This window comes from Dickeya undicola, from assembly GCF_000784735.1.
Taxonomy (GTDB): domain Bacteria; phylum Pseudomonadota; class Gammaproteobacteria; order Enterobacterales; family Enterobacteriaceae; genus Dickeya; species Dickeya undicola.
In genome coordinates this window covers 145,315-169,840 of the sequence record NZ_JSYG01000015.1, presented here as the reverse complement: position 1 = coordinate 169,840, position 24,526 = coordinate 145,315, and the positions used below count along the sequence as shown (strand labels likewise).

General features: G+C 58.8%; 14 protein-coding genes. 6 read left to right on the top strand and 8 right to left on the bottom strand.

Features of this window, described 5'->3' with window-relative positions; all coding sequences use genetic code 11:
• Positions 1 to 60: 60 nt before the first annotated feature.
• The 4 genes from OB87_RS21155 to OB87_RS07660 all read right to left on the bottom strand — a co-directional run bounded on the left by OB87_RS21155 (position 61) and on the right by OB87_RS07660 (position 3,488).
• Positions 61 to 258 (bottom strand): SymE family type I addiction module toxin, encoded by a 198-nt coding sequence (locus OB87_RS21155; protein WP_395856614.1) that lies wholly within the window; start codon positions 256 to 258, stop codon positions 61 to 63.
• A gap of 236 nt (positions 259 to 494) precedes the next feature.
• A complete protein-coding gene (locus OB87_RS07670) occupies positions 495 to 1,616 on the bottom strand; it encodes an ABC transporter substrate-binding protein (protein ID WP_033568852.1) in 1,122 nt (373 codons plus the stop codon).
• Between the two features lie 643 nt (positions 1,617 to 2,259).
• On the bottom strand, positions 2,260 to 2,862 hold the full coding sequence (locus OB87_RS19765) for a hemagglutinin (RefSeq protein ID WP_072025442.1): 603 nt from the start codon (positions 2,860 to 2,862) through the stop codon (positions 2,260 to 2,262).
• Positions 2,863 to 3,308: 446 nt separating this feature from the next.
• Complete coding sequence (locus OB87_RS07660) at positions 3,309 to 3,488, bottom strand: hypothetical protein (RefSeq protein WP_033568850.1); 180 nt, start codon at positions 3,486 to 3,488, stop codon at positions 3,309 to 3,311.
• Between the two features lie 193 nt (positions 3,489 to 3,681).
• Here OB87_RS07660 and OB87_RS07655 point away from each other — a divergent pair, with 193 nt between their 5' ends.
• Entirely contained in the window at positions 3,682 to 5,400 is a 1,719-nt protein-coding gene (locus OB87_RS07655) for a type III effector HrpK domain-containing protein (RefSeq protein WP_033568849.1), read from the top strand.
• Positions 5,401 to 5,467: 67 nt separating this feature from the next.
• Here OB87_RS07655 and OB87_RS07650 read toward each other — a convergent pair whose 3' ends face one another.
• From OB87_RS07650 to OB87_RS07635, 4 genes are all read right to left on the bottom strand, one after another.
• On the bottom strand, positions 5,468 to 6,142 hold the full coding sequence (locus OB87_RS07650) for an SDR family oxidoreductase (protein WP_033568848.1): 675 nt from the start codon (positions 6,140 to 6,142) through the stop codon (positions 5,468 to 5,470).
• 202 nt (positions 6,143 to 6,344) lie between these two features.
• A complete protein-coding gene (locus OB87_RS07645; protein WP_033568847.1) occupies positions 6,345 to 6,677 on the bottom strand; it encodes a hypothetical protein in 333 nt (110 codons plus the stop codon).
• 13 nt (positions 6,678 to 6,690) lie between these two features.
• On the bottom strand, positions 6,691 to 8,217 hold the full coding sequence (locus OB87_RS07640; protein WP_033568846.1) for a pectate lyase: 1,527 nt from the start codon (positions 8,215 to 8,217) through the stop codon (positions 6,691 to 6,693).
• Positions 8,218 to 8,345: 128 nt separating this feature from the next.
• The gene (locus OB87_RS07635) at positions 8,346 to 9,395 is read right to left on the bottom strand and encodes a hypothetical protein (protein ID WP_033568845.1); all 1,050 of its coding nucleotides are present in this window, start codon (positions 9,393 to 9,395) and stop codon (positions 8,346 to 8,348) included.
• 222 nt (positions 9,396 to 9,617) lie between these two features.
• Between OB87_RS07635 and OB87_RS07630 the strand changes: the two genes are divergently transcribed.
• From OB87_RS07630 to recD, 5 genes are all read left to right on the top strand, one after another.
• On the top strand, positions 9,618 to 14,522 hold the full coding sequence (locus OB87_RS07630; RefSeq protein WP_033568844.1) for an AvrE-family type 3 secretion system effector: 4,905 nt from the start codon (positions 9,618 to 9,620) through the stop codon (positions 14,520 to 14,522).
• Positions 14,523 to 14,558: 36 nt separating this feature from the next.
• On the top strand, positions 14,559 to 15,026 hold the full coding sequence (locus tag OB87_RS07625; RefSeq protein WP_050515669.1) for a type III secretion system chaperone: 468 nt from the start codon (positions 14,559 to 14,561) through the stop codon (positions 15,024 to 15,026).
• Positions 15,027 to 15,213: 187 nt separating this feature from the next.
• Positions 15,214 to 18,702, top strand: coding sequence for an exodeoxyribonuclease V subunit gamma (recC, locus tag OB87_RS07620; protein WP_033568843.1), 3,489 nt, complete (start codon positions 15,214 to 15,216; stop codon positions 18,700 to 18,702).
• Positions 18,699 to 22,376 carry an exodeoxyribonuclease V subunit beta gene (gene recB, locus OB87_RS07615; protein WP_033568842.1) on the top strand — a complete coding sequence of 1,226 codons (3,678 nt, stop codon included), beginning with the start codon at positions 18,699 to 18,701 and terminating at the stop codon, positions 22,374 to 22,376. The genes recC and recB overlap by 4 nt, the downstream gene beginning before the upstream one ends.
• Entirely contained in the window at positions 22,373 to 24,418 is a 2,046-nt protein-coding gene (gene recD, locus OB87_RS07610) for an exodeoxyribonuclease V subunit alpha (RefSeq protein ID WP_033568841.1), read from the top strand. Before recB ends, recD begins: the two co-directional genes overlap by 4 nt.
• Positions 24,419 to 24,526: the final 108 nt, after the last annotated feature.

Genomic DNA, 24,526 nt, shown 5'->3' with positions numbered 1-24,526 from the left:
CAATTTTAATTACACCCTCCTGAATCCCGGCCTTTGCGCCGGGATCGTCATTTTTACCGTTCAGATCCTAAGCTCCGCCTCAATCACCAGCCGCCCGCGCTCGACGGTGACGATAACCGGCTGGCCGGTGTTAAAGCCGAGGTCTTCCAGCCAGCGTCCCTTGAGGGTGGGTTGTGGCAGAGTTGCCCGAAAAAGCTTCAGTAACCGGACAGGAAATGTTTTGCGGCCACCGCCGGTTGGCCGTGCCCCCAAAACCACCCGGTCAGGGCCATGCCCCGACACCCCTCGGTTAAAACAAAAACCCCCGGTATGACCGGGGGTGAGGTGATTACTCGGCAAACTTCAGGCCGCCGGGGTAATGCCTGATCCAGTTCGTGGCGGCGTCCGGGTCAAAGGGTTCAATGCTCAGCCCTTCGAGACAGTGACAAGTACTACCGCTAAAAAGGGACCCAATCGGATCCCTTGAATACGGTCAACCTGCGTTTTGCTAAATCTTAGTTTGCCAGCGGTGCTTCCGGGTGCAGGCCAAGCCAGCCTGGGGTCGGGTCGCCGTTGACTTCGCCCACGTACAGATTCAACTGTGCGCGAAAGCGTTCTACGGCACCGCGGTCAGACATGAAATCGGCAAAAGCCTGTGGGCGGGTATTGCGGTATTCCCAGATGTGTTTGTAACCAGCCGGTGGTGCGACATCGGTGCGTACCGACCACATGCGTGCGACCTGGGTTTGCGTTTGCGGGTCTAGCAGCCAGCTCAGGTACAGTTTGGCGCTTTCCGGGTGTTTGGCCTGTTTGAAGATGGCAGCACGTTGCGCCCAGGAGACAAACGGATCGGACTTCGGCAGCACAAAGCGGGTGACTGACCCTGCGGCTGGAACCAGCGCGCCGGAACTGGTGAAGGTGGCGCTGTATTTCCCGGTGGTAATCTGTGCACCTGGAACGTTGGTGCCGCGCACATAGACCGGGTCCTGCTCTTGCAGTTTTTCCACAAATTCCCAGCCGTATTTATCCACAATCTGCTTGTACCAGAACAACACGGCATCATCGTCGTTGGGGTAAGCCAGAATCAGGTTGCCTTTCAGGTCGGGGCGCAGATAGTCATTGGCTTCTCGTGGCCAGGATTTTTCATCCAGCAGTTGGGTGTTAACCAGGTTGCTGAAAGCGATGACATACGCACCGATCCAGGCACCGTCTGCATCACGAAATTCCGGGTAAACATTGTCCCAGCCTACGGGTTTGTAGTTCAGCAGCACTCCCTGTTTTTTCCAACGAGGGAAATTCTGCACGGTTTGTAACTGAACCACATCCGGAATCAGGGTGTCGGTCGCCAGCTGGTTATCGATACGCGCGTCATGGTATTTGCTGTAATCGACGATCACGTTCAGTTTGATGCCGGGAAACCGGTTCTCAAAAGCCTGCTTGAAGCCTGTTTGCTGTGACTGTACATCGCCGCCGGCATAAACGGTGACCGTGCCGCCTTCCTTTAATGCGCTCTGATAGATTTCATCCAGCGAACGGGTGTCCGGCGCGACCGCGGCCTGACTTTGCCAGGCGCTGAGACCGGCCATCATGGTCAGCATCAATGCGGTTTTCTTCAGGTACTTCCCAGTGTATTGCATAGTGGTTTCCTTTATTTAGGATAAAAATCCGGGCCGACGTACACGGTGTAGTAAGCAGGTGCCGAACGACGGTCGCGGCGTGACCGGCGAATCACCAACGAATAACACGCCGGACTGACCCGGCGATGCGAGATCGCCAGAGCCAGAATCAGGGGGAAATTACGGCGGAGAGCTGATAACGAATGAAAAGGTCTGTCTGGCGAAGCGGGAGATCACGGGGAAAGAAACAGTATGGGCTGGCGCATGGCGGTGCCATAAAGCAAGCCGCGCTGACTTGCCGGTTACCGATATAGAACGCGCATAGACCTTCATGGTGAGCTCTCCCGTCTGAGGCTAATTTCCCCTTTCTCCGTCAGGGAATTGAAATCGAGTGTATCGGATTGCATAAAAACGAACAGGAAGAAAAAGTGAATAATATAGTTAAAAACCTTGAATGATTAATAAGGATAGCTTGTTCTGAATAAGGCGGATTTACTGGTGTTAAATGAGGTTCTGACGAGGCTGGAATAATAGAATGGTTTATTTTTTCTAATAATTTGCTGTTGGGTAATGTAATGGTCTGATTATGGCAAAAGCAGAGGCGGATCACAGACAACCGACTGTGATATGAAAACGCCCTGCCAGGCAGGGCGGAGTAGCGCTATCAGGCGGCGGTATTAACCAGATTGCCCTGTGACGAGAACGAGGACAGCGAGGATGAGAAGCTTTGCAGGAAAGACGACAGCGAAGCGTTGCTGCTGTCGCCGCCCAGTGCGCTGATCATTGAACTGAACGCACTCTGCAATTCGCTCAACTGGCTGCTGGAAACCGAACTGCTGCTGGAAGACGAGTCGGAAGAGAGCGCGCTGATCAGCGAAGACAGATCGTTCTTCATCGGGTTGTCGGACAAGGACGACGAATTGGACGACGCGCCGATGCTGTGCAAGGTGTCCATCAACGTATGCAGGAAGGTCGCCACGGCTTCTTTCGCGCTGGAAGACGTGGTGTCCGACGTGCTGTCTGTCGAGGATGTGGTGGAACTGGTCGCACTGGTTTCTGAGGTACTGCTGGTGCTCAGAGTGATACCAATGGAGGACAACGCACTGGTCAGTGCCGCAAATAACCCGCCCTCCTGATCATCGTTCGATTTACGGTAAGGGATCGCCGTGACGGCAGAAGATGTGGAGGATGACGCGGAACTGACGCCAGACACCTGCCAGACGGAATTGTATAACCCAGAATAGTTGGAGGAAATGGACATCACCATGGTATTTCTCCTTGTAATATTCGCCAGAAAATTAACTGTTGTCTTACGTGTGAGCGTCAAAAATATAAAAAACACGACGCCAAATAGGTATATAGAGTAATTGCAGGCGTTTTTCTATCCGGGGTGATTCTGGGGTGGGGTTGGTCAATAACGCTCAAAAAATCAATCGAATGAAAAGGCGGTGAGTTATTTGTTATTTAAACGGATAAACAAAAAATGAATGCAATTTGCGTAAGGAACGAGAAAGAAAAATAGCAGGCTATTCACAGATTGAAATAAATAACCCGAAGAGTAAGGGAAGTGTAAATTTATTATTAGCTAAACATAATAAATGAAAAAATGAGTCACAGAACCTGCGGCAAATACGCCTGAAATGATGTGTGGGGATGAACGCCTGCGCCGCATCCCCACTGTTTTTGGCGTGAGGACGCCAGGCGGCAGAGCGTTCAGAGTTCGAAGCCGGGGGCGACTTCCTTCACCGGTTTTTTGCAGACGTCCGGTAATTCAGACTTCGCGACCTGAACGGAGCAGTCCGGTTTAAACGGATTGAGTGACTCGCGATTGGCGTAGATCAGCAGCAGAAGCACAATAAGCAGAATGGTGCGCAGGCGTTTTCTCTTTTTCATGTTTGTCTGTCGGTTTATGTCCTGGAGCCTGTTAAAGCAGGGGAGTCAGATTACTGAAGTGATTTGCTGCTGTCTCGCTTTGCAAACTTTTGTCATCGAGTTATCGCGCCAGACTCGACAGGGAACCGGGTAAGGTTGTGATCCACTCAGAGAAGGGGACGTTATTGACCAAAATCTGAGGGGAATCGACACCATGAGTCGTATTGATAACCGCGTCGGCCTTTGGCCCGGCACCGGACCGGCTTCACAACCATTGACCACGCCTGAACTGAGCCCGCCGCGCTTGCCTGCCACCAGCGGACAAGCGGTGGAATTCGGCGGTACAGCACCGTCTTTAGCGACAGTGGCGGCTGCACCGGTCACGGCAGCAGCAGGCAAGCCTCGTGGCGCGCCACCGGCAACAACGCTGGCGGCGGAACAGGCGACAGCAATGCTGGATCGGTCGAGTTACAGCGATGCCAAGGCACTGGAAAAATGGATGCCGCTGGTGGGGTCGTTACCCGAGCAGGAACGGGCGTCGGCGGCTAAAGCGCTTAACCGACCGATTGCCGCCGCCAATATGCTGAAAGCGGGCGGGGCGGAAGCAGATGTCGCGATGATCTACCTGAAGGCAAATCCAGCGGTGATGACGGCACTGGATACCGGCAAAGACGGTGGTAAAGCCGATGGCTACATTTCCCGTCGGGATATTGGTGCGTTTATTAAAAACATGACGCGCAGCGCCGGGAACGCGCAACGCAGTCTTGATGACTATCAACAGGCGCACCCACAGGCGGATGCGCGCTCGTTACGGATGGTGGAAAGCTCGGCGTTGCTGCTGGCTAATGAGCCTTTGTTGCGCGCGGCCGACCCTAGCCATTCTGCGGCCAATGCCGCACCACAGGATGTCTCGTCACTCTCCCGTCAGACCGATTTGACCGCGCTGGCTAACGGTAATCCGCTGTTGTCACCAGAATTGCAAAATGCGGCCCGACTCTGGTCACATCCAGGGTTGTTTAGCCTGTTGGAACATGCGGATGTGAAAGGGGAAAAGCTGGCGCGAGTGCCCCATGACGGCAAGCTGTCGGCGGGCGATATCAGAAGCTGGATAGCCGATCAGGCACCCGCGAATGATGAGCAGGCAACGGCACTGTTTCACGATGCCGCTGCGCTGGGGCTGGCGAGTAAAACGGATATCAGCCGCCTGAATGATGACGTATTTGCACATCCTGACCACTATAGCGGTGCGCAAAAAGCAGCCACGCTGGTCAAGCTGCAACAGACACTGGAACAGGTGGAAGCGGGCCGACAGTATCGCAAGACCGACGAAACTGAGCGGGCGTTGAATGAACGAATCGGCCAATTGCAACAGGACACCGATGTGGTGCAGCATTTCGAGCAGGCGGTGCCTGCCGACGCGCTACGGCTACAGATGTCTGATCCGCAACTGGCGATGTTAGCGCGCCGTGGTGACGGTGGCTCACTGACCCCAAACACCACCACCGGACTGGGGGCAAATGGCGTCACCCAAGGCGCGGCTGGACGTCACGCACCCGGCGATGCGCAACTGAGCGGGCAGATGGGGCGTCACCTGATGGATGCCGCTAAATCGTCGTTGCATATCACCGACCTGAGCAAGACCGCGGGCAGCAGGACCGCAATCGGCCTGGCGGGTCGGGTGGGTGCGGCGGTAGCCGGTAAGGTGGTTGGCGCGGTAGCGGGGGAAGCCGCAGGCGCGGCGGCGGCATCGGCGGTGGGGGCCGCCGCTGGGCCGGTTGGCTGGGCGGTGAGCGGCGCGCTGAGTATCGGGATGGGGATTGCCGAACTGGTTAATTTCTTCAAGGCGAAGAGCAAGCTTAAACACCGCCGGGCGGATTTTGCCAACACCGTTAACCCGACACTGACACAGTTCAACATTCCCAAACCGCGCTGAGCGGTTTCATCCCCTCCGTTGCTTTTACTGCGCGTCGGCCCCGGTTATTGGGCGCTGGCGCGCGGTATTACCATGACAGTTGGTTGCCAGCATAATCGACAAAATGGTGGCCTCCCTTGCCCTGATAACGTGCTATTTGTTGCAACAGACCGTCGACGCTACTCTCCACTGTCAGTGGTGCGCGGCTACCGCCAAGATCGGTTTGTACCCAACCAGGGTGTAATGACAGCAGCGTAACCTGACGGCCGGATACCGCGTCACTCAGGCCTCGCGTTAGCATGTTCAATGCCGCCTTGCTGGCGGAATAGAAGGGAAGCTCCGCGTGGGGGTTTTCCGTCAGGCTACCCAACCGTGAGGTCATGAACGCCAGCGTGGCGTGCTCCGCCAGATGTGGTAGCAGTGCCGATGCCAGTGCAATCGGTGCCAGCGTATTGGTCAGAAATAAGGGAATCAACTGCTCGGGGTCGAGAGCGGTCAGCTCTTGCTGCGCCGGTCCGTAGACACCGGCATTAATCAGCACCAGATCAAAACGCGCCTGCGCCAGCGTCTGGCAAAAGGCGGTGCGCTGCGAGGCGTCATTGATATCTAACATCAACCAGTGCACCGGCAGGTTGTCGGTGGTGGCGGAAGGGGTACGTCGGGTGGCGGTGACGGCCCAGCCCTGCTGATGCAACGCGGTAGCGATGCCGAGCCCCAGCCCGCGAGATGCACCGATAATCAGTGCGCGTTGTCCTGAATCCATACTCTGTCATCTCCTGAGTGGTCTGATTTTTATCGGATAAAATCGCCCGAATTCCTGCCTGAACTGATGAATAAATATACGAAATGATATAAATAATTGTACGCGGTGCCGAGGTGGCGTCACAAGTTGAAACGGGGTGCTGAGTGCGCGGCATAAAAAAGCCAGCATGGCGCTGGCTTGTGAGGGGGATATTGGCAGTCCGTTACAACGCCTGCCGCTGCTGTTGCAGAGCGATTAGGTGGTCCGCTATCTGGCGAATGACCCAGAACGCTGTCTGCCCCACGTCGCTGTTCATTTCCGGGTCCAGCGAGGTATCCACGCTTTTCAGAAAATCCGTCTCCAGTGAATCGACAAAGGTGTCGAAATCGAACTGGCCGCTACGCGGCAGCTCTTTCTGGCTCAACACCAGATTAAGACGCCGGGTGACCATCTGAATCGCCTGTTCAAACGCCTGACGCTGTGCTGGCGTGATATACCCACCCCGGTCGACCAATTCGGTCCAGCGGGTAGGGGTGTCAATATCATGCTCGGTCATAGTGGGCTCCCTATCAGCTTACTTGCAGATTGGTGGATTTGGGGACTTTATAGTGATTGTTAACGTTATCCAGATTGGCGTTGTTAACCTTCACGTTCAGCCCTTCACTGTCGCTTTTCACAAACGAGAACTTGCCGTTCTGCGCATCGATGTTACTCAGGTTGAGGTTCCAGTTACCTTGCTGACCACCGTTGGTACGGACGAAGGTCCCGAAGTCTTTGGCCTTGAAGTTATCAACGCTGAAGTTGGCATCGGCATTCAACTGGAAGATTTTGTCAGAGGCACCTTGGGCGCTGCTGTTGGTGATCGAAACGTTAGCCGGTTTACCGGTGTTGGTCTTCACCGTCAAGGCGTCTTCACCGACGTTGGTCCAATGAACGTTGTCGATTTTGGCGTCGCCGTGCAGGTGGATACCGTCAGCCGCGTTGTTACCGAAAATTACGTTCTTAACGGAACCGCCGTCAGCCACTTCAAACAGTGGTTTCTGCCCCTCTTTCTGGTCACCCGTGCCTAATGCTGAACTGGCAACGTAGGTTTTGCCTTTCCCGTCAAAGACTTCGCCTGGGCCAACCTTAATCGGCTCATTAACTACGATGGCGTTAGCATTATCAGCGGTAGGGAAGGAAACCGGGCCTGCCTTACCTGCGCTACCTGTGGATGCGGAATTGCTGGCATCACCGGTTGCGCCAGTAGCATTACCACCACCAACAGACGGCGCTGCGCCGCCACCGGCACCCCCGCCTACAGACGGTGCTGCGCCGCCACCGGCACCTGATGCCGGAGCAGCACCGCCGCCATTACCACCAGCGTCATCCTGCGGCTGGCCAAACTGATTTTTCTGGTTTTCCATCAGCATAGCGATCAATGCCAGCAGAATTTTCAGCAGCGGGTTATCGCTGATCTGGCCGCCGCCATCCTGGGTAGGGGAGATACCATTGCTGAGCGCACTCTCACCGGTATCCTGCAGCAGCGATTTGCCCAGTCCCTCAAGGCCGGATGAACCACCCGTGCCTTGCGCGCCACCGGCTCCCTGTGCGCCGCCCGCACCTGGTGCCCCGGAAAGCCCGCCGTTACCGCTTGCGCCGCCGGTCAGACCGTTGCCTTGTTGCCCCTGGCCGCCCTGTGTGCCGTTTTTCGGCATTAATATATCCAGTAACTTAGTCAGCAGATCACCCAGGCCATTCTGACCCTGTTGCCCGCCGCCCAGCCCCTGGCTGTTGCCCAGACCACCGTTCTGCGCACCGCCCGCGCCGCCTGTTCCACTGTTATTACCGAGTGGATTGTTTCCGCCAAGCGCGTCGTTGCTGCGTTCCAGCGGATTATTGCCACTTCCTTGCGCACCACCGTTATTGCTCAGCAGAGCAGCCAGAACGATCGCCAGTGCTTCCAGTAGCTTCGTGTCCTGCGAGGAGGATTTATTGCCGGAAACTCCGTTATTGCCCAGCCCGCTGTTGCTGGTGCGGTCCGCACCGCCCAAACCGCCCAGCCCGCCTTGCAGACCTGAGTTGGGGATACTGAGAGTGATACTGATGTCAGCCATAATGTGCCTCTTTACCCAAAGATGAGATGCCGTTCCCGAAACAGGCAGACCTCTGCCTGCCATCAGATAAGTGAGAAAAGCGCCTGATGAGTTCCACGGTGTGGATAACGATCAGGCGCACGAGACGGTTAAACCGTGGTTTTCCCAGTATCTGCACCTACTGCATCCGGTGTGGGCGTCAGGCCAGGTTGCCCTTTACCGTCACCCAGCTCGCTGGCGTTATTGCTGGCACCTGCAGCGGCGATACCACCGGTTTCAGGGGCTGCACCATTGAGGATAGGTGCGGCACCACCGCCAACGGCGGGAGCGGCACCAGTCGCGTTACCAACGCCAGGCGTGGAACCGCCGCCGACACCACCACCGGAAACCGGTGCTGCGCCGCCAGAACCATTGCCACCGCCCGAACCGCCTTGTGGCTGGCCGAACTGGTTTTTCTGGCTTTCCATCAGCAGCGCCACCAGCGCCAGCAGGATTTTCAACAACGGGTTGTCGCTGATCTGACCGCCGCCGTCTTGCGTTGGTGAAATGCCATTGCCGAGGCTACTTTCACCGGTATCCTGCAACAGCGATTTACTGAGATCTTCCAGCCCACCCGCGCCTTGCGCACCACCCGCACCACCAGTACCGCCTGTACCTTGCGCGCCGGAAGCCCCGCCACTGCCACCTGCGCCGCCCAATCCGCCGCCCAGACCATTGCCCTGACCACCTTGCGACCCGTCTTTGGGCATCAGCAGGTCGAGCAGTTTAGTCAGGATGTCGGTCAGGCCGTTTTGACCCTGACCACCACTGGCACCAGGCCCATCGGCCAGCCCGCCCGAACCACTTCCCAGCCCATTATCCAGCCCGCCGCCCAGACCATTGCCTTGACCACCACCGAGTCCTTGACCGCCACCGAGCGCATTGCCCGCACCGCCACCACCACCCAGTGCATCACTGGTGCGGCCGAGCGGATTGTCACCGCCACCCTGACCACCGTTATTGTTCAACAAACTGGGTAGCAGGGCGGTCAGGACCACCGCCAGCGCTTCCAGCAGTTGGTTTTCCTGCGAGGTTGATTTCTTGCCGGAAAGCCCGTTATTGCCCAAACCGCTATTGAGATTGTCTGCACCGCCAATGCCTCCCAGCCCGCCATTCTGGCCAGCACTGGGAATACTGAGCGTGATATTGATATCAGCCATAGTTCGCCTCTTTTCATCTGGATGTAGACGCCCGTTTATGGAAAACGCGCGCGTGTCAGCACGGCAAATGCCCGCTGTTTGCTGAGTAAGAAAAGTGCGGCGGCGGTTCCGCACCGTTAGCGGAGATGCTGGAAAGAAATTCCGTAGCAGATGGGAACTGGCCGCGGCGGCATACCACTCAGCAGTCACTACCCTATTTATCCAGCACACGGGAGAAGGCCAATGTTGGGCAATATCAATCATATTCAGCGTCAGCTGTCGGTGACGGACATACAGCCCGCCGCCACTCATGCAACCCCTGCGTTGACGCAAGGCAGTCCATCGGTGTCCGGGCGGTCCGCCTCGGGATCATTACAGCGGGAAGGTATGCGCGCCGATATGGCGCAGGTGAGCCAGCAAGCGTCGTTGCCCAAAAACGAAGGCGCGCAGGTTGGCCGCTCTCCCAATCTGAAGGACATGAAGTCGGCTATCGATCGCGCGCTGTCGTCGGCATCGGGTGGCGCGTCGTCAGCTGCTGCACCAGCGAAAGACCTGGTGTCGCTGGATAAAAAGGGCCAGCTTACGCTCGGTGATGGGGTGTCCGATCACCTGAAAACGCTGCTGTCGCAGACCATAGGTAAAAACAGCCAGCCGTTTGTGGCGCATCAGGCGGCGGAAGATGGCAGCCAGCATGTGCTGATGGACAAAAGCGGCCGTCTGTTCAGCCTGCAACAGTCCGGTGACGGTTTGGTTGCGTTGCACACCAGCACGCCGACGCAAGCCGGTAAAGCCGGTGAGGCGTTGTCGGGCAAGAATAAAGCCAGCTACACCCTGGGGATGGATGACACCCACGTGCGTGCCTCTATCGTCAATCACAGTGGCGTCAACACCATCAACCTGCCGCAGCCCGGTCAGGCCGCGTTGTCGCAGTTGACCGGGGTACATACCGACCCGGCGCACGGTAATGAGAAGCTGCAACTACATGACAAGGGGCTTTACAGCCTGAACGCCGATCAGGTGTGGGAGAAGAAAAACGACACCCCACACAGCCAGCTTGCCGGGCAGGCGGATGGCAAGCTGTATGCCGTTAAAGATGACAAGACGCTGGCTAACCTGTCGGCAGGGCATGACTCGGCACCGTTTGCCGACAAAATCAAATCGTTCTCAGCCAACGCGCAAGGCAATGTGGCGGTACTGACGGAAAAAGACGACAGCACCGCGCAGCTTCACTTGCTGCCTAAAGCGGATGCGCCTGCGGCAGAGCACAAAACGCTGGACCTGAAATTGGATGGTCAGGTGGCGCTGGCGCGCGGCAGCGAGCAGGTGAACGCCAAAGCGGTTGGGCTGGACGGTAATAGACTGTTTGTCGCCGATGATGAAGGTAAGGTTTTCGCTGGCAAACTGCCGCAGGATGGCGGCAATACCGTCAAACTGGAACCGTACCATAGCCCAGAGCTGCAAGCCGCATTTGGCGATAACCACAAGGTACAAGGGTTTGTGGCTGGCGAGCACGGCACGATACATGCGCTGGTCAACGACGCGGCGGGTCAGAAGCATTTGGCACCGCTGGCGGACGGCAGTAAGCCGGGTGAAACCGAAGGCTTCAAACCCGGCTGGAACCTGAGCGATGCGCTGGTGGTGGATAACAAGTCAGGATTGAACCCCGCGCGACCGCAACCCCACGATGTCATGGATATGGGACGGCTTGGCACCATGGCGCTGCATGACGGTAAAGTCCACTATCTGGACAGCACCACCCAGAACTGGACCAAAACCGATGTTGGTGCCAGCCAGTTAAAACGTGGGCTGGATAATCAGGCGTATGTGCTGGATGACGGGCAGGTGAAGAAGCTGTCCATCAACCAGAAGGCGGACAGCGTTACCCACGGCGATAACAACGTGTTTGCCGTGACGCAGGGGCGCAATTCGCCGTCGGCGGGTGACCCACTGACGGGGTTAGAGAAAAAGAGTGGTGCCACTGCACTGGCGGTGGTGGACGGCAATAAATTTGTCACCGCTAATGATCAGGGTGAGTTGCAGTTGCACCTCAACAAGCCCGGTTTGCAACGCGCAGCGGTGCCGCCTCAGCCGCTGCCGACCGCCGGTTTGAGCGGCGAGGTGAAAGACCTGGCGCTGGACAAGGATCAGAACCTGTTTGCCCTGAATAAAGACGGACAGTTATTCAAACTGGATAAACAGGCGTTACAGGGTAACGCCGAGGCGCGCGCCAACGCCCAGTGGCAACCGGTGACGCTGCCTGACAATGTTAAAGCCGAGCACCTGTCCACCACCAAAAATCATGAACCGACGATCTCTGAAGATGGTCATCAGCAGCACCAACTGACCGCGGGCGGCTGGAAAACTACGGTGCCAGAGGCGCATACCTCTGGCAGTCAGCCACGTGCGGCTGAAACCACCTATGACCGGTTGTCGGGAGGCACCCATGCGGCCCGTATTCCGTTGACGAATCTCACCGGAAAAGTGGAAGCGCAGGTTCTGGGGCGCTCCGGCATGGAAAACCATAAGCTTAACAGCAACTTTGGTGACTTCCTGAGTGCCTACGGTAAAGAGACGGTAAAAGAGATGGTGAAAAGCACGGTCGACAGCCGCCAACACTATCTTAAAGGGTATGAAGGATTATCGTCGGTGTATGACACACAGGCGAGCATGTTCAAAAAGCTGGAGCAGGCGGTGTCATCGCATACCTGGAGCGCCAAGCGTGAGGATCTGCAAAGCCGACTCGACAAGCTCGATTTAGGCGATGCAGGCAAGCCGCTGTTGGCGGAGCTGAAATCGTTCCAGAACGATCTGGAAATGAGTGCTGCCAAATCTGCGGCTCTACTGGGTAAACACCAGGGGGTGCTGAAGAGCAGCTGTGAGGTGGATGACAAGTTTAAACCGTCTCCCTTCAAGCCGCTGGTGCAGTCCATGAACCCGTTCCGTTCTGGTAAAGATTTGAGCGTGGCGTTGTCGACGGTAATGAACGCGGCCCCGCTGTCCAAAGACAGCAAGGCGGGGGAATTGCTGAACGCTTTTGTGGATAAGAAAGTCGACATGAGTTACCAGAGCGACAGGGTGGCGACCGGGCTGCGTCGCGATCTGAACGATGACATGGCGCTGACCAAATCCCGCCTGGCGCTGGATGTGATGACCGCCAGCGATCTGCACCGCGTGGTCGACAAGCTGGAGGCGTTGTCTGGTAAACAGCCGACCGCGGCTGACCTGAAACCGATTCAGGCCGCGCTCGGTGAGCTGCGTGACCAGCAGTACGGCGGCAACGATGTGAAAAAGGTCACCGATATGGGCTTCACCCGTTTTGGCGCGCTGGAAGCCGATTACGATGCGGTGAAAACCTTTACCCAGGCGTTTGGCAATGACAAGAGTGCGGTGAACCTGACGGCTCGCACCACGCTGGAAGCAGGCGATAAGGAGGGGTTGGCGGGCAAGCTGAAAGACACCATTTTGTCGCTGGATAACGGTGAAAGTTTAGCGCTGAACCGTAGCTATAACGCCGGGGCCAGCACCGCTTATGTACCGACCAAAGCCAAAGTGATGCTCAACGCGACTGCGTTCCCGATTATTCCCAGCGGTGGTGTTACCGGCGACCGCGCTTACAGTCTCAGTTTCAGCCGCGGTGAAAACGGCATTGACGTTAACTTCGGGCGCAACGGCGGGTTGAACGCCAAAGTCGGGGTGGCGACCGGTCAGTCGCCGAATGATGCCAAAAAAGGTTTTGATTTTGATGATAAAAAACACGCGCTGGCGCTGGATGTCCGCTTTGGCGGCAGTGTCAACGCCGGGGTGGGGACCGTACAACAAAACGGCCTGAAATTTACCCTGAGTGAAAAAGAGCTGCCCGGTTTTATCGACAACCTGATAGAGGGCAAGATTAATCCACTGGATCTGGTCACCAAGGGCAACGACCATCGGGTGAAAGAAGGCTTCTCGATTAAGTTTGACCTGGATGCGGCGTTGACCGCTGATGCGCGCGCCGAGGTCAACCTGGCGGATAAACCCAGTGCGGCACAAAAAGGCAAAGTACCGACGTCAGCAGGCCGACTTTCTGTTGGGGTGGGTGCTGGGGCCAACCTGATGTCAGCCAGTCATGAGCACAGTACGGTTCGGGGTGAATTTACCGAGCAGAAGGCCACCACCAATAACCGGGCCCGCTTTATGAACCAGGCTAACGTGAGCGCCAATGCCACGGCGTTTGCGGGTATCACCAACCCAACACCGAGCGGCACGTGGACGGCGCCGTTATCAAACAGCGCGTCGGTGACCATGACGGTGGATACCAAAACCAACCACAGCATCAGTATGCAGATGAAACCGGCCCAGCCGTTAGAGGGTAAGGACATGGACAGCCTGACTTCCTCACTGGAGAAAAACTTCACCGATCCGGAAACACAGCAGGTACTGAAAGGGGTGAAAGACCTGACGGACACCGGCGAAAAACTGGCGATCCTCAATAAGCATTTTGAGGCCAAAACCCCGGTGGGCGATGCGCAGTACGGTGCCATTCAAGGGTTGCAGTCCAAAACCCGGCAACATGAGGCGGCGGAAAAACAGGGGGCGACGCTGGACAGCGCCAGCTACAGCACGACTTACGCCAACCTGTCGAAGCTTGACAGCAACGGTGTTTTCCATGCGCTGCGTAAGCTGGTCAGCGATAACCTGCCGCCGACCAACGCCGAGCGTATTCACGGCTTCATGGAGGAAAACCCGGCGCTGAAAGCGGTGGTGCAGAAGATGCAGTCGCTGACCAACGCCACCGCAGGTGTCAGCCTGGAGCTGAAAGACGAGGTGAAAAACAAAGTCGAAAAAGGCATTCAGAACAATACGCTGGGTAAGGACGACATCGCGGCGATCTTCCGCGACAGCAATAACCTGCGCATCAAATCCATCGATTTCACCCAGACGGTGAAAAACAAGGAAGGATTGGCATTCCCGCTGCCGATCGTCAGTGCCGGTAGTAGTGCGGATGTCAGCATGACCAAACTGCTGGGCAAGATCAATTTCAGCTACGGTCAAAACCAGAACAGCCCGAGCAGCTTCAGTCTGGAAGGCGCTATCGCCAAAGCCAACCCGGAAGTCTCTCAGGCGGTCAATCATATGCACCAGCAGGGCATCACGCTGGTGAAACAGTAATGCGGCAATGGAACGAAATATCACAGGAGTAAAGCGATGACATCAGCACAATACACCTCATCACAACAGACCACATCACAGCAAACCCAGGCACAGCAACAGGCGGCGCGGTTGCTGCAACATTTTAGCCAGTTTAACCGGCAGCGTTTGACGTTGAATAACGGTATTTGTGTCCTGAACGGTGCGGACGGCCGGGAGGCGGCGGTGATTGAAGTGCCAGCGCAAAGCGACAGTCTGCTGCTGCACTGCCACCTGATTAGCCTGAAAGGTGAAGATAAATCAGCCGTCTACCGTCTGATGCTGCTGCTCAATTTCGAGATGGCGGCGATGCGCGGCTGCTGGCTGGCGCTGGATGAGTACGACAATTTGCGCCTGTGCAGTCAATATCCGCTCGACAAGCTGGATGAGTCTGGCTTCAGCGCGTTGCTGAACGGCTATATCCGGCAGGTTGAAGACACCCGCATATTTATTGAGCAGACGCTGGCACAGGTTAACGCTGCCTGACCTCACTGCCGACAACACACGCCCTGATACCTTCGTATCAGGAGCATCACACCGGTCAGGCAGCCTGAGCCTGACCGGTTTCTCCCTGATTTGCTTCACGGTATCCCAGCCAATCTCATGAATGCTAAGATATTTACTGATTGTACCGTTATTCGGTACACCGGTGTGGCAACGAGCAGAGAGAGCGATGAGCAAAAACAGGCTACAACCCGGTTTGATGGCGATTCACAGCAACCATCCTGAAGCCCTGCGCAACGTGCTGGTGTCGTGGATGGCGGCCCATCCATTGGCTGGGCTTGAAAACGAGCTGATTCTGGTACAGAGCAACGGCATCGGACAGTGGCTGAAACTGGCGCTGGCGCGCGATCCCCGCGAGGGCGGATGCGGCATCGCCGCCGCGCTGGATGTGCAGTTGCCGTCGCGCTTTTTCTGGCAAGTCTACCGGGCGGTGCTGGGCCACGATCAGGTGCCGGAAACCTCGCCGTTCGATAAATCTCTGCTGGTGTGGCGGCTGGTACGGCTGCTGCCGGATCTGCTTGAACAATCCGAATTTGCCGCGTTGGCGCGTTTTCTGCAACAGGACGCCGACTTGCGTAAGCGCTATCAGTTGGCGGAGCGGCTGGCCGACCTGTTTGACCAGTATCAGGTGTATCGCGCCGATTGGCTGGCAGCCTGGGCTGCCGGGCAGGATGTGCTGGTGACCAGTCGGCGCGGCGTAGAACCGTTGCCGGACGACCAGCGCTGGCAGCCGCTGCTGTGGCGGGCACTGCTACAGGATACCGGCGAGGTGTTATCCGGCACCAGCCGTGCGGCACTGCATCGGCGTTTTCTGGACGAGGTTCAGCGGCGGGGCGACGCCGACCGTCCGGCGGGGCTGCCGTCACGGGTGATGGTGTTTGGCATTTCATCGTTACCGCAACAAGCGCTGGAGCTGCTGGCGGCCATCGGCCGCTGGACCCAGATCTTCATGTGCGTGCACAACCCGTGCGAGCACTATTGGGGCAACATCATCGCCGACAAGGATTTGCTGCGCGCCGAACGCGCCCGCCAGCAACGTAAACCCGGTATGCCGGAGACGATCGCGCTGGAGGAACTGCACCAACATGCCCATCCGCTGCTGGCGGCCTGGGGTAAACAGGGGCGGGATTACATCGGCTTGCTGGACGAGTATGACCAGCGTGAGCAGTACGAACCGCTATTGCAACCCGTCATTTCACGCATCGACCTGTTCGACAGCAACGGCGAAGGGTGTTTGCTCAATCAGTTACAGGACGATATCCGAGATTTGCGTCCGCTGGCGGAAAGCCGGGCGCGCTGGCCGACCTTCGATCCGCATCAGGATGCGTCGATCCGCTTTCATGTCGCGCACAGCGCACAGCGCGAAGTCGAAGTACTGCACGATCAACTGCTGGCGGCGTTTGCCGCCGACCCGACGTTGCGCCCGCGCGATGTGATTGTGATGGTGCCGGACATCAACGGCTATGCGCCGCATATTCAGGCGGTATTTGGGCTGACCGACCGGCAGGATTCGCGCTATATCCCGTTCAGCGTAGCAGACCGGGGACCGCGCCAGAACAACCTGCTGCTGGCGGCGCTGGAGCGGTTGTTGCATTTGCCGCAGTCGCGCGTGGCGGTGAGCGACGTGCTGGATTTGCTGGAGGTGCCCGCGGTACGCCAGCGTTTTGCCATCACCGAAGCGCAGTTACCGCTGTTACAACGCTGGATTCGGGCCGCCAACGTGCGCTGGGGGCTACATGCCCGCCAGCGACAGAGCCTCGACTTGCCGGACGCGCCGGAGCAAAACAGCTGGTTTTTCGGCCTGCGGCGTATGCTGCTGGGGTACGCGGTGGGGACGGGTGAGGCCTGGCGGGATATTGAACCGTTGGATGAAATCGGCGGGCTGGATGCGGTGCTGGCCGGTCAACTAGCGTTACTGCTCGACCGGCTGGACCACAGTTGGCAGCAGCTCTGCCAGCCCGCGACACCTGCGCAGTGGGGCGAGCGGTTACGCACGCTGCTGAGTACGTTTTTTGCGGCGGATGAGGGCGAAGATGGCTTCATGCTGCTGCAACTGGATGAAGGGTTGCAGAATTGGCTGGAGGCGTGCGAATCGGTGGCGCTGGAACAGGCATTGCCGTTGTCGGTGGTGCGGGAACACTGGCTGGGGTTGTTTGAACAGTCGAGCCTGACCCAGCCGTTTTTTGCCGGTGCCGTCACCTTCGCCACGCTGATGCCGATGCGCGCCATCCCGTTTCGTCACGTCTGCCTGCTGGGTATGAACGATGGCGACTACCCCCGTAACCGGGTGCCGCTGGACTTCGACCTGATGGGGCAGGATTACCGCCCCGGCGACCGTTCCCGACGCGAAGACGACCGCTATCTGTTTCTGGAGGCGCTGCTGTCGGCGCGTGAGCGGCTGTACATCAGTTGGGTCGGGCGCAGTATCCACGACAACAGCGAACGGCCACCCTCGGTATTGGTGGCGCAATTGCGCGATCATCTGAGCAACGGTTGGCAAACCACCGACGGGCAAGCGGTGCTGTCGGCGCTGACGGTGGAACACCGGTTGCAGCCATTCAGCCCGGACTATTTTACCGCCGGTAGCCCGTTGTTCAGCTATGCCCGCGAATGGCGCGCCGGTCTGTTGCCACAAAACGTCCTCGCGCAGAATGCTGCGCTGGATGCGTATCAGCAGGATGGTGTACTGACACTGCGTCAGTTGGCGGATTTCGTCCGTGACCCGGTGCGCAGTTTCTTTCGTCTGCGCCTTAACGTCTGGTTCGAGCAGGAAGACGCCACCAGTCAGGATCAGGAACCGTTTGCCATTGATGCGCTGGAAAACTGGCGGCTGCAACATGAGTTGATCCAGGTGCAGAAAGCGGCGTTGCGTCAGCATATTCCCCGTGAGCAAGCGCTGGCGGAGCAACTGGCGCGCATCGCCCGGCGCGGTGAACTGGCACCGGGCGGCTTTACCGCCGTGCTGGAGCAGGACTTGGCGGAGCCGATGGCGGACCTGTTCACCCGCTATGAGCAGGAACGGGAAAAATGGCCGCTATCGGTGGCGGACGAAGCGCTGTCGCTGCCGGATGTCCCGCTGGAAGACTGGCTGAACGAGCTGCGCACCGATGAGCAGGGCAACCGTTGTCGGCTGGTGCTGGAAAGCGGCGGGCTACTGAATTCCACACAGCGTAGCTACCGCTTCGACAAGCTGGTGCCGTTCTGGGTGGTGCATCTGGCTGGGCATCTTGACGGGAAACCGTTGCACAGCACGCTGGTCAGCAAGAATGGCACCGTGCACCTGCCGCCACTGTCGCCTGAGCAGGCGAAAGCCTACTGGCAGACGCTGATAGACGCCTGGCAGGAGGGAATGTGTTACCCGCTGCCACTGGCGGTGAAGAGCGGATTTCGCTGGCTGGAGGCGGGTGGTGAACCGGAACAACCCGTGGACAGCGAGGCGGGCAAGGCGGCGCGCCAGTGTTATGAAGAACATGACCCGAAAAATAAAAAATTCGCCGAGTCTGTGGACAATCTTTATTTGAATCGTGCTTATCCCACCTTTGGCGCGCTGTGGGCCAACGGCGAATTCGCCCGCTGGACGCAGCTATTGCTGGCGCCGCTGTACCAGACGCTGAAAGCGGCGTCGGCGAAAAATAAAAAAACAGGAGGCCAGTCATGACGGCGCAAGCGTTACCCTCGGTGCTGGATGTGCTGCGTTTTCCGCTTTCCGGCAGCCGCCTGATCGAAGCCAGTGCTGGCACCGGAAAGACCTTCACCATCGCCATGCTGTATGTGCGGCTGGTGCTGGGGCACGGTGACGAACAAGCGTTTTCCCGCCCGCTCAACCCGCCGGACATTCTGGTGGTGACCTTTACCGATGCCGCCACCCGCGAGCTGCGCGACCGTATTCGCGCCCGGCTGGCGCAGGCGGCGGCTTACTTTCAGCCGGATGGCAAGGATGAGGCGGTCGATCCGCTGTTGCAGGAACTGCGCGCCGACTACCCGCCGGAACACTGGCCGGACTGCGCGCGCAAATTGCAACTGGCCGCCGAATGGATGGATGAAGCGGCGGTATCCACCATCCACGGTTGGTGTAATCGGATGCTGGGCGAACACGCTTTTGACAGCGGCAGCCTGTTTAACCAGACGCTGGAAACCGACCAGAGCGACTTGCTGCTGGAGGTGGTGCGTGATTACTGGCGGACGTTCTTTTTCCCGCTCGATGCCCGCGATGTGCTGGAACTGCGCGATAGCTGGCCGTCGCCGGAACGCTTTTATCACAGTGTGACGCCGTTGCTGGAATATGCCGACGAGATCGGCATTGATGACCTGCCCGCACAGATTTTCAGCGCGGTCCGCGAAGAGAAAATACGCCAGCTGGCGGCGCTAAAAGCGCCCTGGCCGCAGTGGTGCGGCGAATTGCGCGACCTGCTGAATGCAGCGGTGGCACAGAAGCAGGTCAACGGACACAAGCTGCAAGCCCGTTATTTCGAGCCGTGGCTGGATAAGTTACAACACTGGGCCACCAGCGACGAGACAACGTTGGATATCGGCACGGGTTGGACGCGGCTCACCCCGCAAGGGCTGCGGGAGGCGTGGAAAACTCCCGATGAGGCACCGCAACACCCGGCATTGACCGCGATGGAGACGTTGCAACAGCAGTTAGACGCGCTGCCGGAACCGCGTAGCCAGTTACTGCGACACGCCTGTCGCTGGATAAGTCAGCGCTTCCAGCACGAGCAGGCGAGCCGGGCGCAAATGGGGTTTCAGGATCTGCTGACCCGGCTCGATGCTGCGTTGCGCGGTGACAACGGCGAGCGGTTGGCGCAGCGTATTCGCCGTCAGTTCCCGGTGGCGATGATCGACGAATTTCAGGACACCGACCCGCTGCAATACCGTATTTTCGATATCTTGTACCGGGTGGCGGACAACGACCCGCAGCAAGGGTTAATCCTGATCGGCGACCCGAAACAGGCGATTTACGCGTTTCGCGGTGCTGATATCTACACCTATTTGCGCGCTCGCCGCGATACCGATGGGCGGCATTACACGCTGGGCACCAATTTCCGCTCGACGCAGGCGATGGTCGGTGCCGTCAATCAGGTGTTTATGCAGGCGGAAAACCGTGCCGACGGCGCGGGCGCGTTTCTGTTTCGACACACGGACGGCAGTAATCCGGTGCCGTTTTTGCCGGTGCAGACCAACGGGCGCGACGAGGCCTGGGTGCTGGAAGGCGCTGACGCCGCCGCGCTGACCTGCTGGACGCTGCCGACCGACGGCGCACCGTTGTCGTCGGCGGAATACCGCCAGCGTATGGCTGCCGGTTGCGCCCGCGAAATGGTGCGATTGCTGCAACTCGGTGGGCAGGGTCGGGCCGGTTTTGCCGCACCGGGGCAGCCGTTGCGCCCGGTCAGGCCGGGGGACATGGCGGTGTTGGTTAATACCGGGCGTGAGGCGATGGCGGTGCGGGCGCAGTTGTCCGCCCGTGGCGTGCGCAGCGTGTATCTGTCGGACCGGGAGTCGGTCTTCGACAGCCCGCAGGCCGGTGAATTGCACTGCTGGCTGGCGGCCTGCGCCGACCCGGAGAACGATCGGCTACTGCGCGCCGCGCTGGCGACCCCCGCGCTGGGGCTAAGCTGGCAGGCGCTTGACCGCCTTAACCACGACGAGCAGGAGTGGGAACGCCGGGTCATGCAGTTTGTTCGCTACCAGAGCTGCTGGCGACAGCAAGGCGTGTTGCCGATGCTGCGGCGGCTGATGTGGGAATTCGATGTGCCGCGCCGCTTGCTGGCTGCTGACAACGCCCGTGCGCTGACCGATGTGCTGCACCTGTCGGAGTTGTTGCAACAAGCCAGTGTGCATCTGGACGGCGAGCACGCGCTGATCCGCTATCTGGCCGAGCAGTGCCAGGCGGATAATCCCGGTGGCGATACCCTGAAACTGCGGCTGGAAAGCGATGCCGATCTGGTGAAGGTGGTGACCGTCCACAAGTCCAAAGGGCTGGAGTATCCGTTGGTGTTTCTGCCGTTTGCCTGCGCGTTTCGTGCTGTCAGCCAGCGGGATGTGCCGCTGAAATTTCATGATGATGACGGGCAGTTGCGCCTTGAACTGACCGCCAGCGACGAGGCGGTGCGCCGCGCCGACCATGAGCGGCTGGGTGAGGACCTGCGTAAATTTTATGTGGCGTTAACCCGTGCCCGTTATGCCATGTGGCTGGGCATGGCACCGTTGAAAGAGCTGGAAAAAAGCGCGCCCGGTTACCTGCTGGGTGCCGGTGAGCCGTTAGACCCGATGCAACTGGCGCAAGCGTTGTCGGCCTGGGGCGGCGCGTACAGCCAGATAGCGCCGTTACCGGAAACGGACGAGGGGATGTATCGCGCGGAACAGGATACCACCACGCTGGGGCAGGAGCCGCCGTTGCCGGATATGCGCAGCCATCGCTGGCGCATTACCAGCTATTCCGGGCTGCAACTGGCACCGGAAGGGCATTACCGCGAATACGCTGAGCCTGCTACGGGCGACGTGCCCGAAGTGCAGAGCGCGAAACAGGAAACCTTTAGCGAACCCCAAGCGTCGGCGGAGCGCCTGCCGCCGTTGCCGACCGGACTTGATATGTACAGCTTTCCTCGCGGGGCGGCACCGGGCAGCTTTCTGCACGGCTTGCTGGAGTGGGCCGGAAAAGAGGGCTTTGCTGCGTTGGCGGCAGACCGGCCTCGGGTGGAGGATCAGGTCGCGCGGCGCTGTAACCGGCAAGGCTGGACGCAGTGGATACCGGTGCTGACCGACTGGCTGATGGCCGTTCTCAATCAGCCACTGGCGTTGCCGACCCTACCTGGTAGCGCCGTTTCGCTGGCGGGATTGACGCAGTACCAGGTGGAAATGGAGTTTTGGTTTGCACTCAATCAGGTCAACACGCACGAATTGGATCAACAGGTCAGCATCGCCACATTGGCGGGGGAGCCGCGTGCGGCGCTGATGCGTGAACAGCTTAACGGTATGTTGAAAGGGTTCATCGATTTGGTGTTTGAACATCAGGGGCGCTACTACGTGCTGGACTACAAATCCAACTGGTTGGGGGCGGAGGCTGCCGACTATGACCCACCGCGTATGGCGCGCGCCATGCTGGATCACCGTTACGATCTGCAACTGGCGCTGTATCTGTTTGCGTTGCACCGCTTGCTGAAGTCTCGCCTGCCGGATTACGACTACGACCGTCACGTCGGCGGCGCGTTATACCTGTTTTTGCGTGGTAGCCAGGCACCGGGCGGCGGGGTCTGCGCCCTGCGGCCGGACAAGGCGCTGATTGACGCGCTGGAGAGCCTGTTTAGCGGCGAAACGGAGGCGACGGCATGAACATCACCCGTCATGACGAATTAACCCGGTTGCTGGACCAGTGGGTTGACTGCGGCTGGTTGCGGGAGCTGGACCGGGCGCTGGTACGCTTCCTGCATCAGGAATGCCCTGATGCCTCGCCCTTGTTACTGCTGGGGGCGGCGTTGGTCAGCTATCAGCTTGGGCGTGGGCATGTGTGCCTCGACCTGGATGCTACGCTGGCCGATAGCGGGTTTTCGCTGGCGTTGCCGCCGGAAGGCGATCGTAGCGACAATCGTCAGGTAACGCGTCCGGCGGAGGTGCTGGCGGGTGTAACCCTGTCGGCCTGGCAGGCAGCGTTGCACCAGCCACAACTGGTATCGTCGGGGGAAGGCAGCACACCACTGGTGCTGGTTGGCACACGTCTTTATCTGCGCCGCTACTGGCGGTATGAACAGGATGTGCGGCACGCCATATCACAGCAATTGCGACAAAACGATGCGTTGCGAGCAGCGATAGCGCCTGCGGCGCTGCGCCAGCGGCTGGATGCGCTGTTTCCTGCTGCTGCGGACGGCACGATCAACTGGCAGAAATTGGCCTGTACGCTGGCGGCGGGCAGCGCTTTTAGCATTATCACCGGTGGGCCGGGCACCGGAAAAACCACCACCGTGGTGAAACTGCTGGCGCTATTGCAGTCGCTGGCGCTGGAACAGCACGGCAAACCGTTGCGTATCCGGCTGGCGGCACCCACCGGCAAGGCGGCGGCTCGGCTGAACGAGTCGATTGCCGGGGCCGTTGCCGGGCTGTCGTTGGATGGCCTGGCGCAGGGCGAGGTTATCCGGGGGCAGATCAACAGCGAGGTGGTGACCCTGCACCGTCTGCTGGGCAGTCGGCCAGATACCCGGCATTTCCGCCACCACGCCGATAACCCGCTGATGCTGGATGTGCTGGTGGTGGACGAAGCATCGATGGTGGACCTGGAAATGATGGCCGCGTTGCTGGCGGCGATGCCGGTCCGTTCCCGCCTGATTCTGCTGGGCGACAAGGACCAACTGGCGTCGGTGGAAGCGGGGGCGTTGATGGGGGAACTCTGTCAACGCGCCGCGCAGGGGCATTACTTGCCGCAGACCCGCGACTGGCTACGGCAGGTCGCGGGGGAGGCTCCGGACGATTCGCTGCTTGACCCACAAGGCAGCGCGCTGGATCAATCCATCGTCATGCTGCGCCACAGCTATCGGTTTGGGGCCCACAGTGGTATCGGACAACTGGCGGGAGCGGTCAATGCCGGTGATGTGGCGGCGCTGGCGTCGATCTGGCAGCAGGGGTATGCCGACCTGGCATACCTGACGCTAACGGCGAACGATAATCGCACGTTGCGTGAATGGGTTATCGACGGTGCCGTCGGCCGGTTCGGCGCACCGCCTCCTACGGCTGCGCCGGTGGGCTACGGTAACTACCTGCGACAGATGGCTGACACGCGGCCCGCGCTGACGGCACCGCAAAGTGAGTTCGACCGCTGGGCAGCGCAGATCTTGAACGCCTTCGGCCAGTTCCAACTGTTGTGTGCGTTGCGTAACGGACCCTGGGGCGTTGACAGTATGAACGAGCGCATCGCCCATCTGCTGTATCGGGACGGTTTGCTGGCAGCCTGGCAAGGTTGGTATCCGGGGCGACCGGTGATGGTGACCCGTAACGACTACAGTCAACGACTGATGAACGGCGATATCGGTATCACGCTACATGTCCCGGTGCGCCAGCCTGATGGCTCATCGGCATGGGGTATCCGGGTGGCTTTCCCCGCGGGTGACGGTTCATCGGACATCCGTTGGGTGCTGCCAGGGCGATTACCCGCGGTGGAAACGGTGTTTGCCATGACGGTGCACAAGTCGCAAGGGTCGGAATTCGCCCACACCGCCTTGCTGCTACCGGATGCGTTAAGCCCGATCCTGACCCGTGAACTGGTGTACACCGGCATTACCCGCGCCAAAAATGCGTTTAGCCTCGGCTGTGTGGGGGAACACAGTACGGTGCTGGCGCAAGCGGTCGGTCGGCGGGTGTTGCGGGTGAGCGGTCTGGTGGGGTGACCGGCAGAATAATCCGTGACTGTTTTTAAGGCGACAGGCGTGATGCGGTAACCTGTCGCCATCCCAACATCGTAGTTATCGTGAGGGAATGAATAGATTGGCTTCTTG

Excerpts from the sequence above, each read along its gene's own strand:
- OB87_RS07645 (WP_033568847.1), bottom strand. The coding sequence starts at position 6,677 with ATGACCGAGCATGATATTGACACCCCTACCCGCTGGACCGAATTGGTC.
- OB87_RS19765 (WP_072025442.1), bottom strand. The coding sequence starts at position 2,862 with ATGGTGATGTCCATTTCCTCCAACTATTCTGGGTTATACAATTCCGTC.
- OB87_RS07630 (WP_033568844.1), top strand. The coding sequence starts at position 9,618 with ATGTTGGGCAATATCAATCATATTCAGCGTCAGCTGTCGGTGACGGAC.
- recB (WP_033568842.1), top strand. The coding sequence starts at position 18,699 with ATGACGGCGCAAGCGTTACCCTCGGTGCTGGATGTGCTGCGTTTTCCG.
- OB87_RS07625 (WP_050515669.1), top strand. The coding sequence starts at position 14,559 with ATGACATCAGCACAATACACCTCATCACAACAGACCACATCACAGCAA.
- OB87_RS07655 (WP_033568849.1), top strand. The coding sequence starts at position 3,682 with ATGAGTCGTATTGATAACCGCGTCGGCCTTTGGCCCGGCACCGGACCG.
- OB87_RS07670 (WP_033568852.1), bottom strand. The coding sequence starts at position 1,616 with ATGCAATACACTGGGAAGTACCTGAAGAAAACCGCATTGATGCTGACC.
- OB87_RS07635 (WP_033568845.1), bottom strand. The coding sequence starts at position 9,395 with ATGGCTGATATCAATATCACGCTCAGTATTCCCAGTGCTGGCCAGAAT.
- OB87_RS07640 (WP_033568846.1), bottom strand. The coding sequence starts at position 8,217 with ATGGCTGACATCAGTATCACTCTCAGTATCCCCAACTCAGGTCTGCAA.
- OB87_RS07660 (WP_033568850.1), bottom strand. The coding sequence starts at position 3,488 with ATGAAAAAGAGAAAACGCCTGCGCACCATTCTGCTTATTGTGCTTCTG.
- recC (WP_033568843.1), top strand. The coding sequence starts at position 15,214 with ATGAGCAAAAACAGGCTACAACCCGGTTTGATGGCGATTCACAGCAAC.
- recD (WP_033568841.1), top strand. The coding sequence starts at position 22,373 with ATGAACATCACCCGTCATGACGAATTAACCCGGTTGCTGGACCAGTGG.
- OB87_RS07650 (WP_033568848.1), bottom strand. The coding sequence starts at position 6,142 with ATGGATTCAGGACAACGCGCACTGATTATCGGTGCATCTCGCGGGCTG.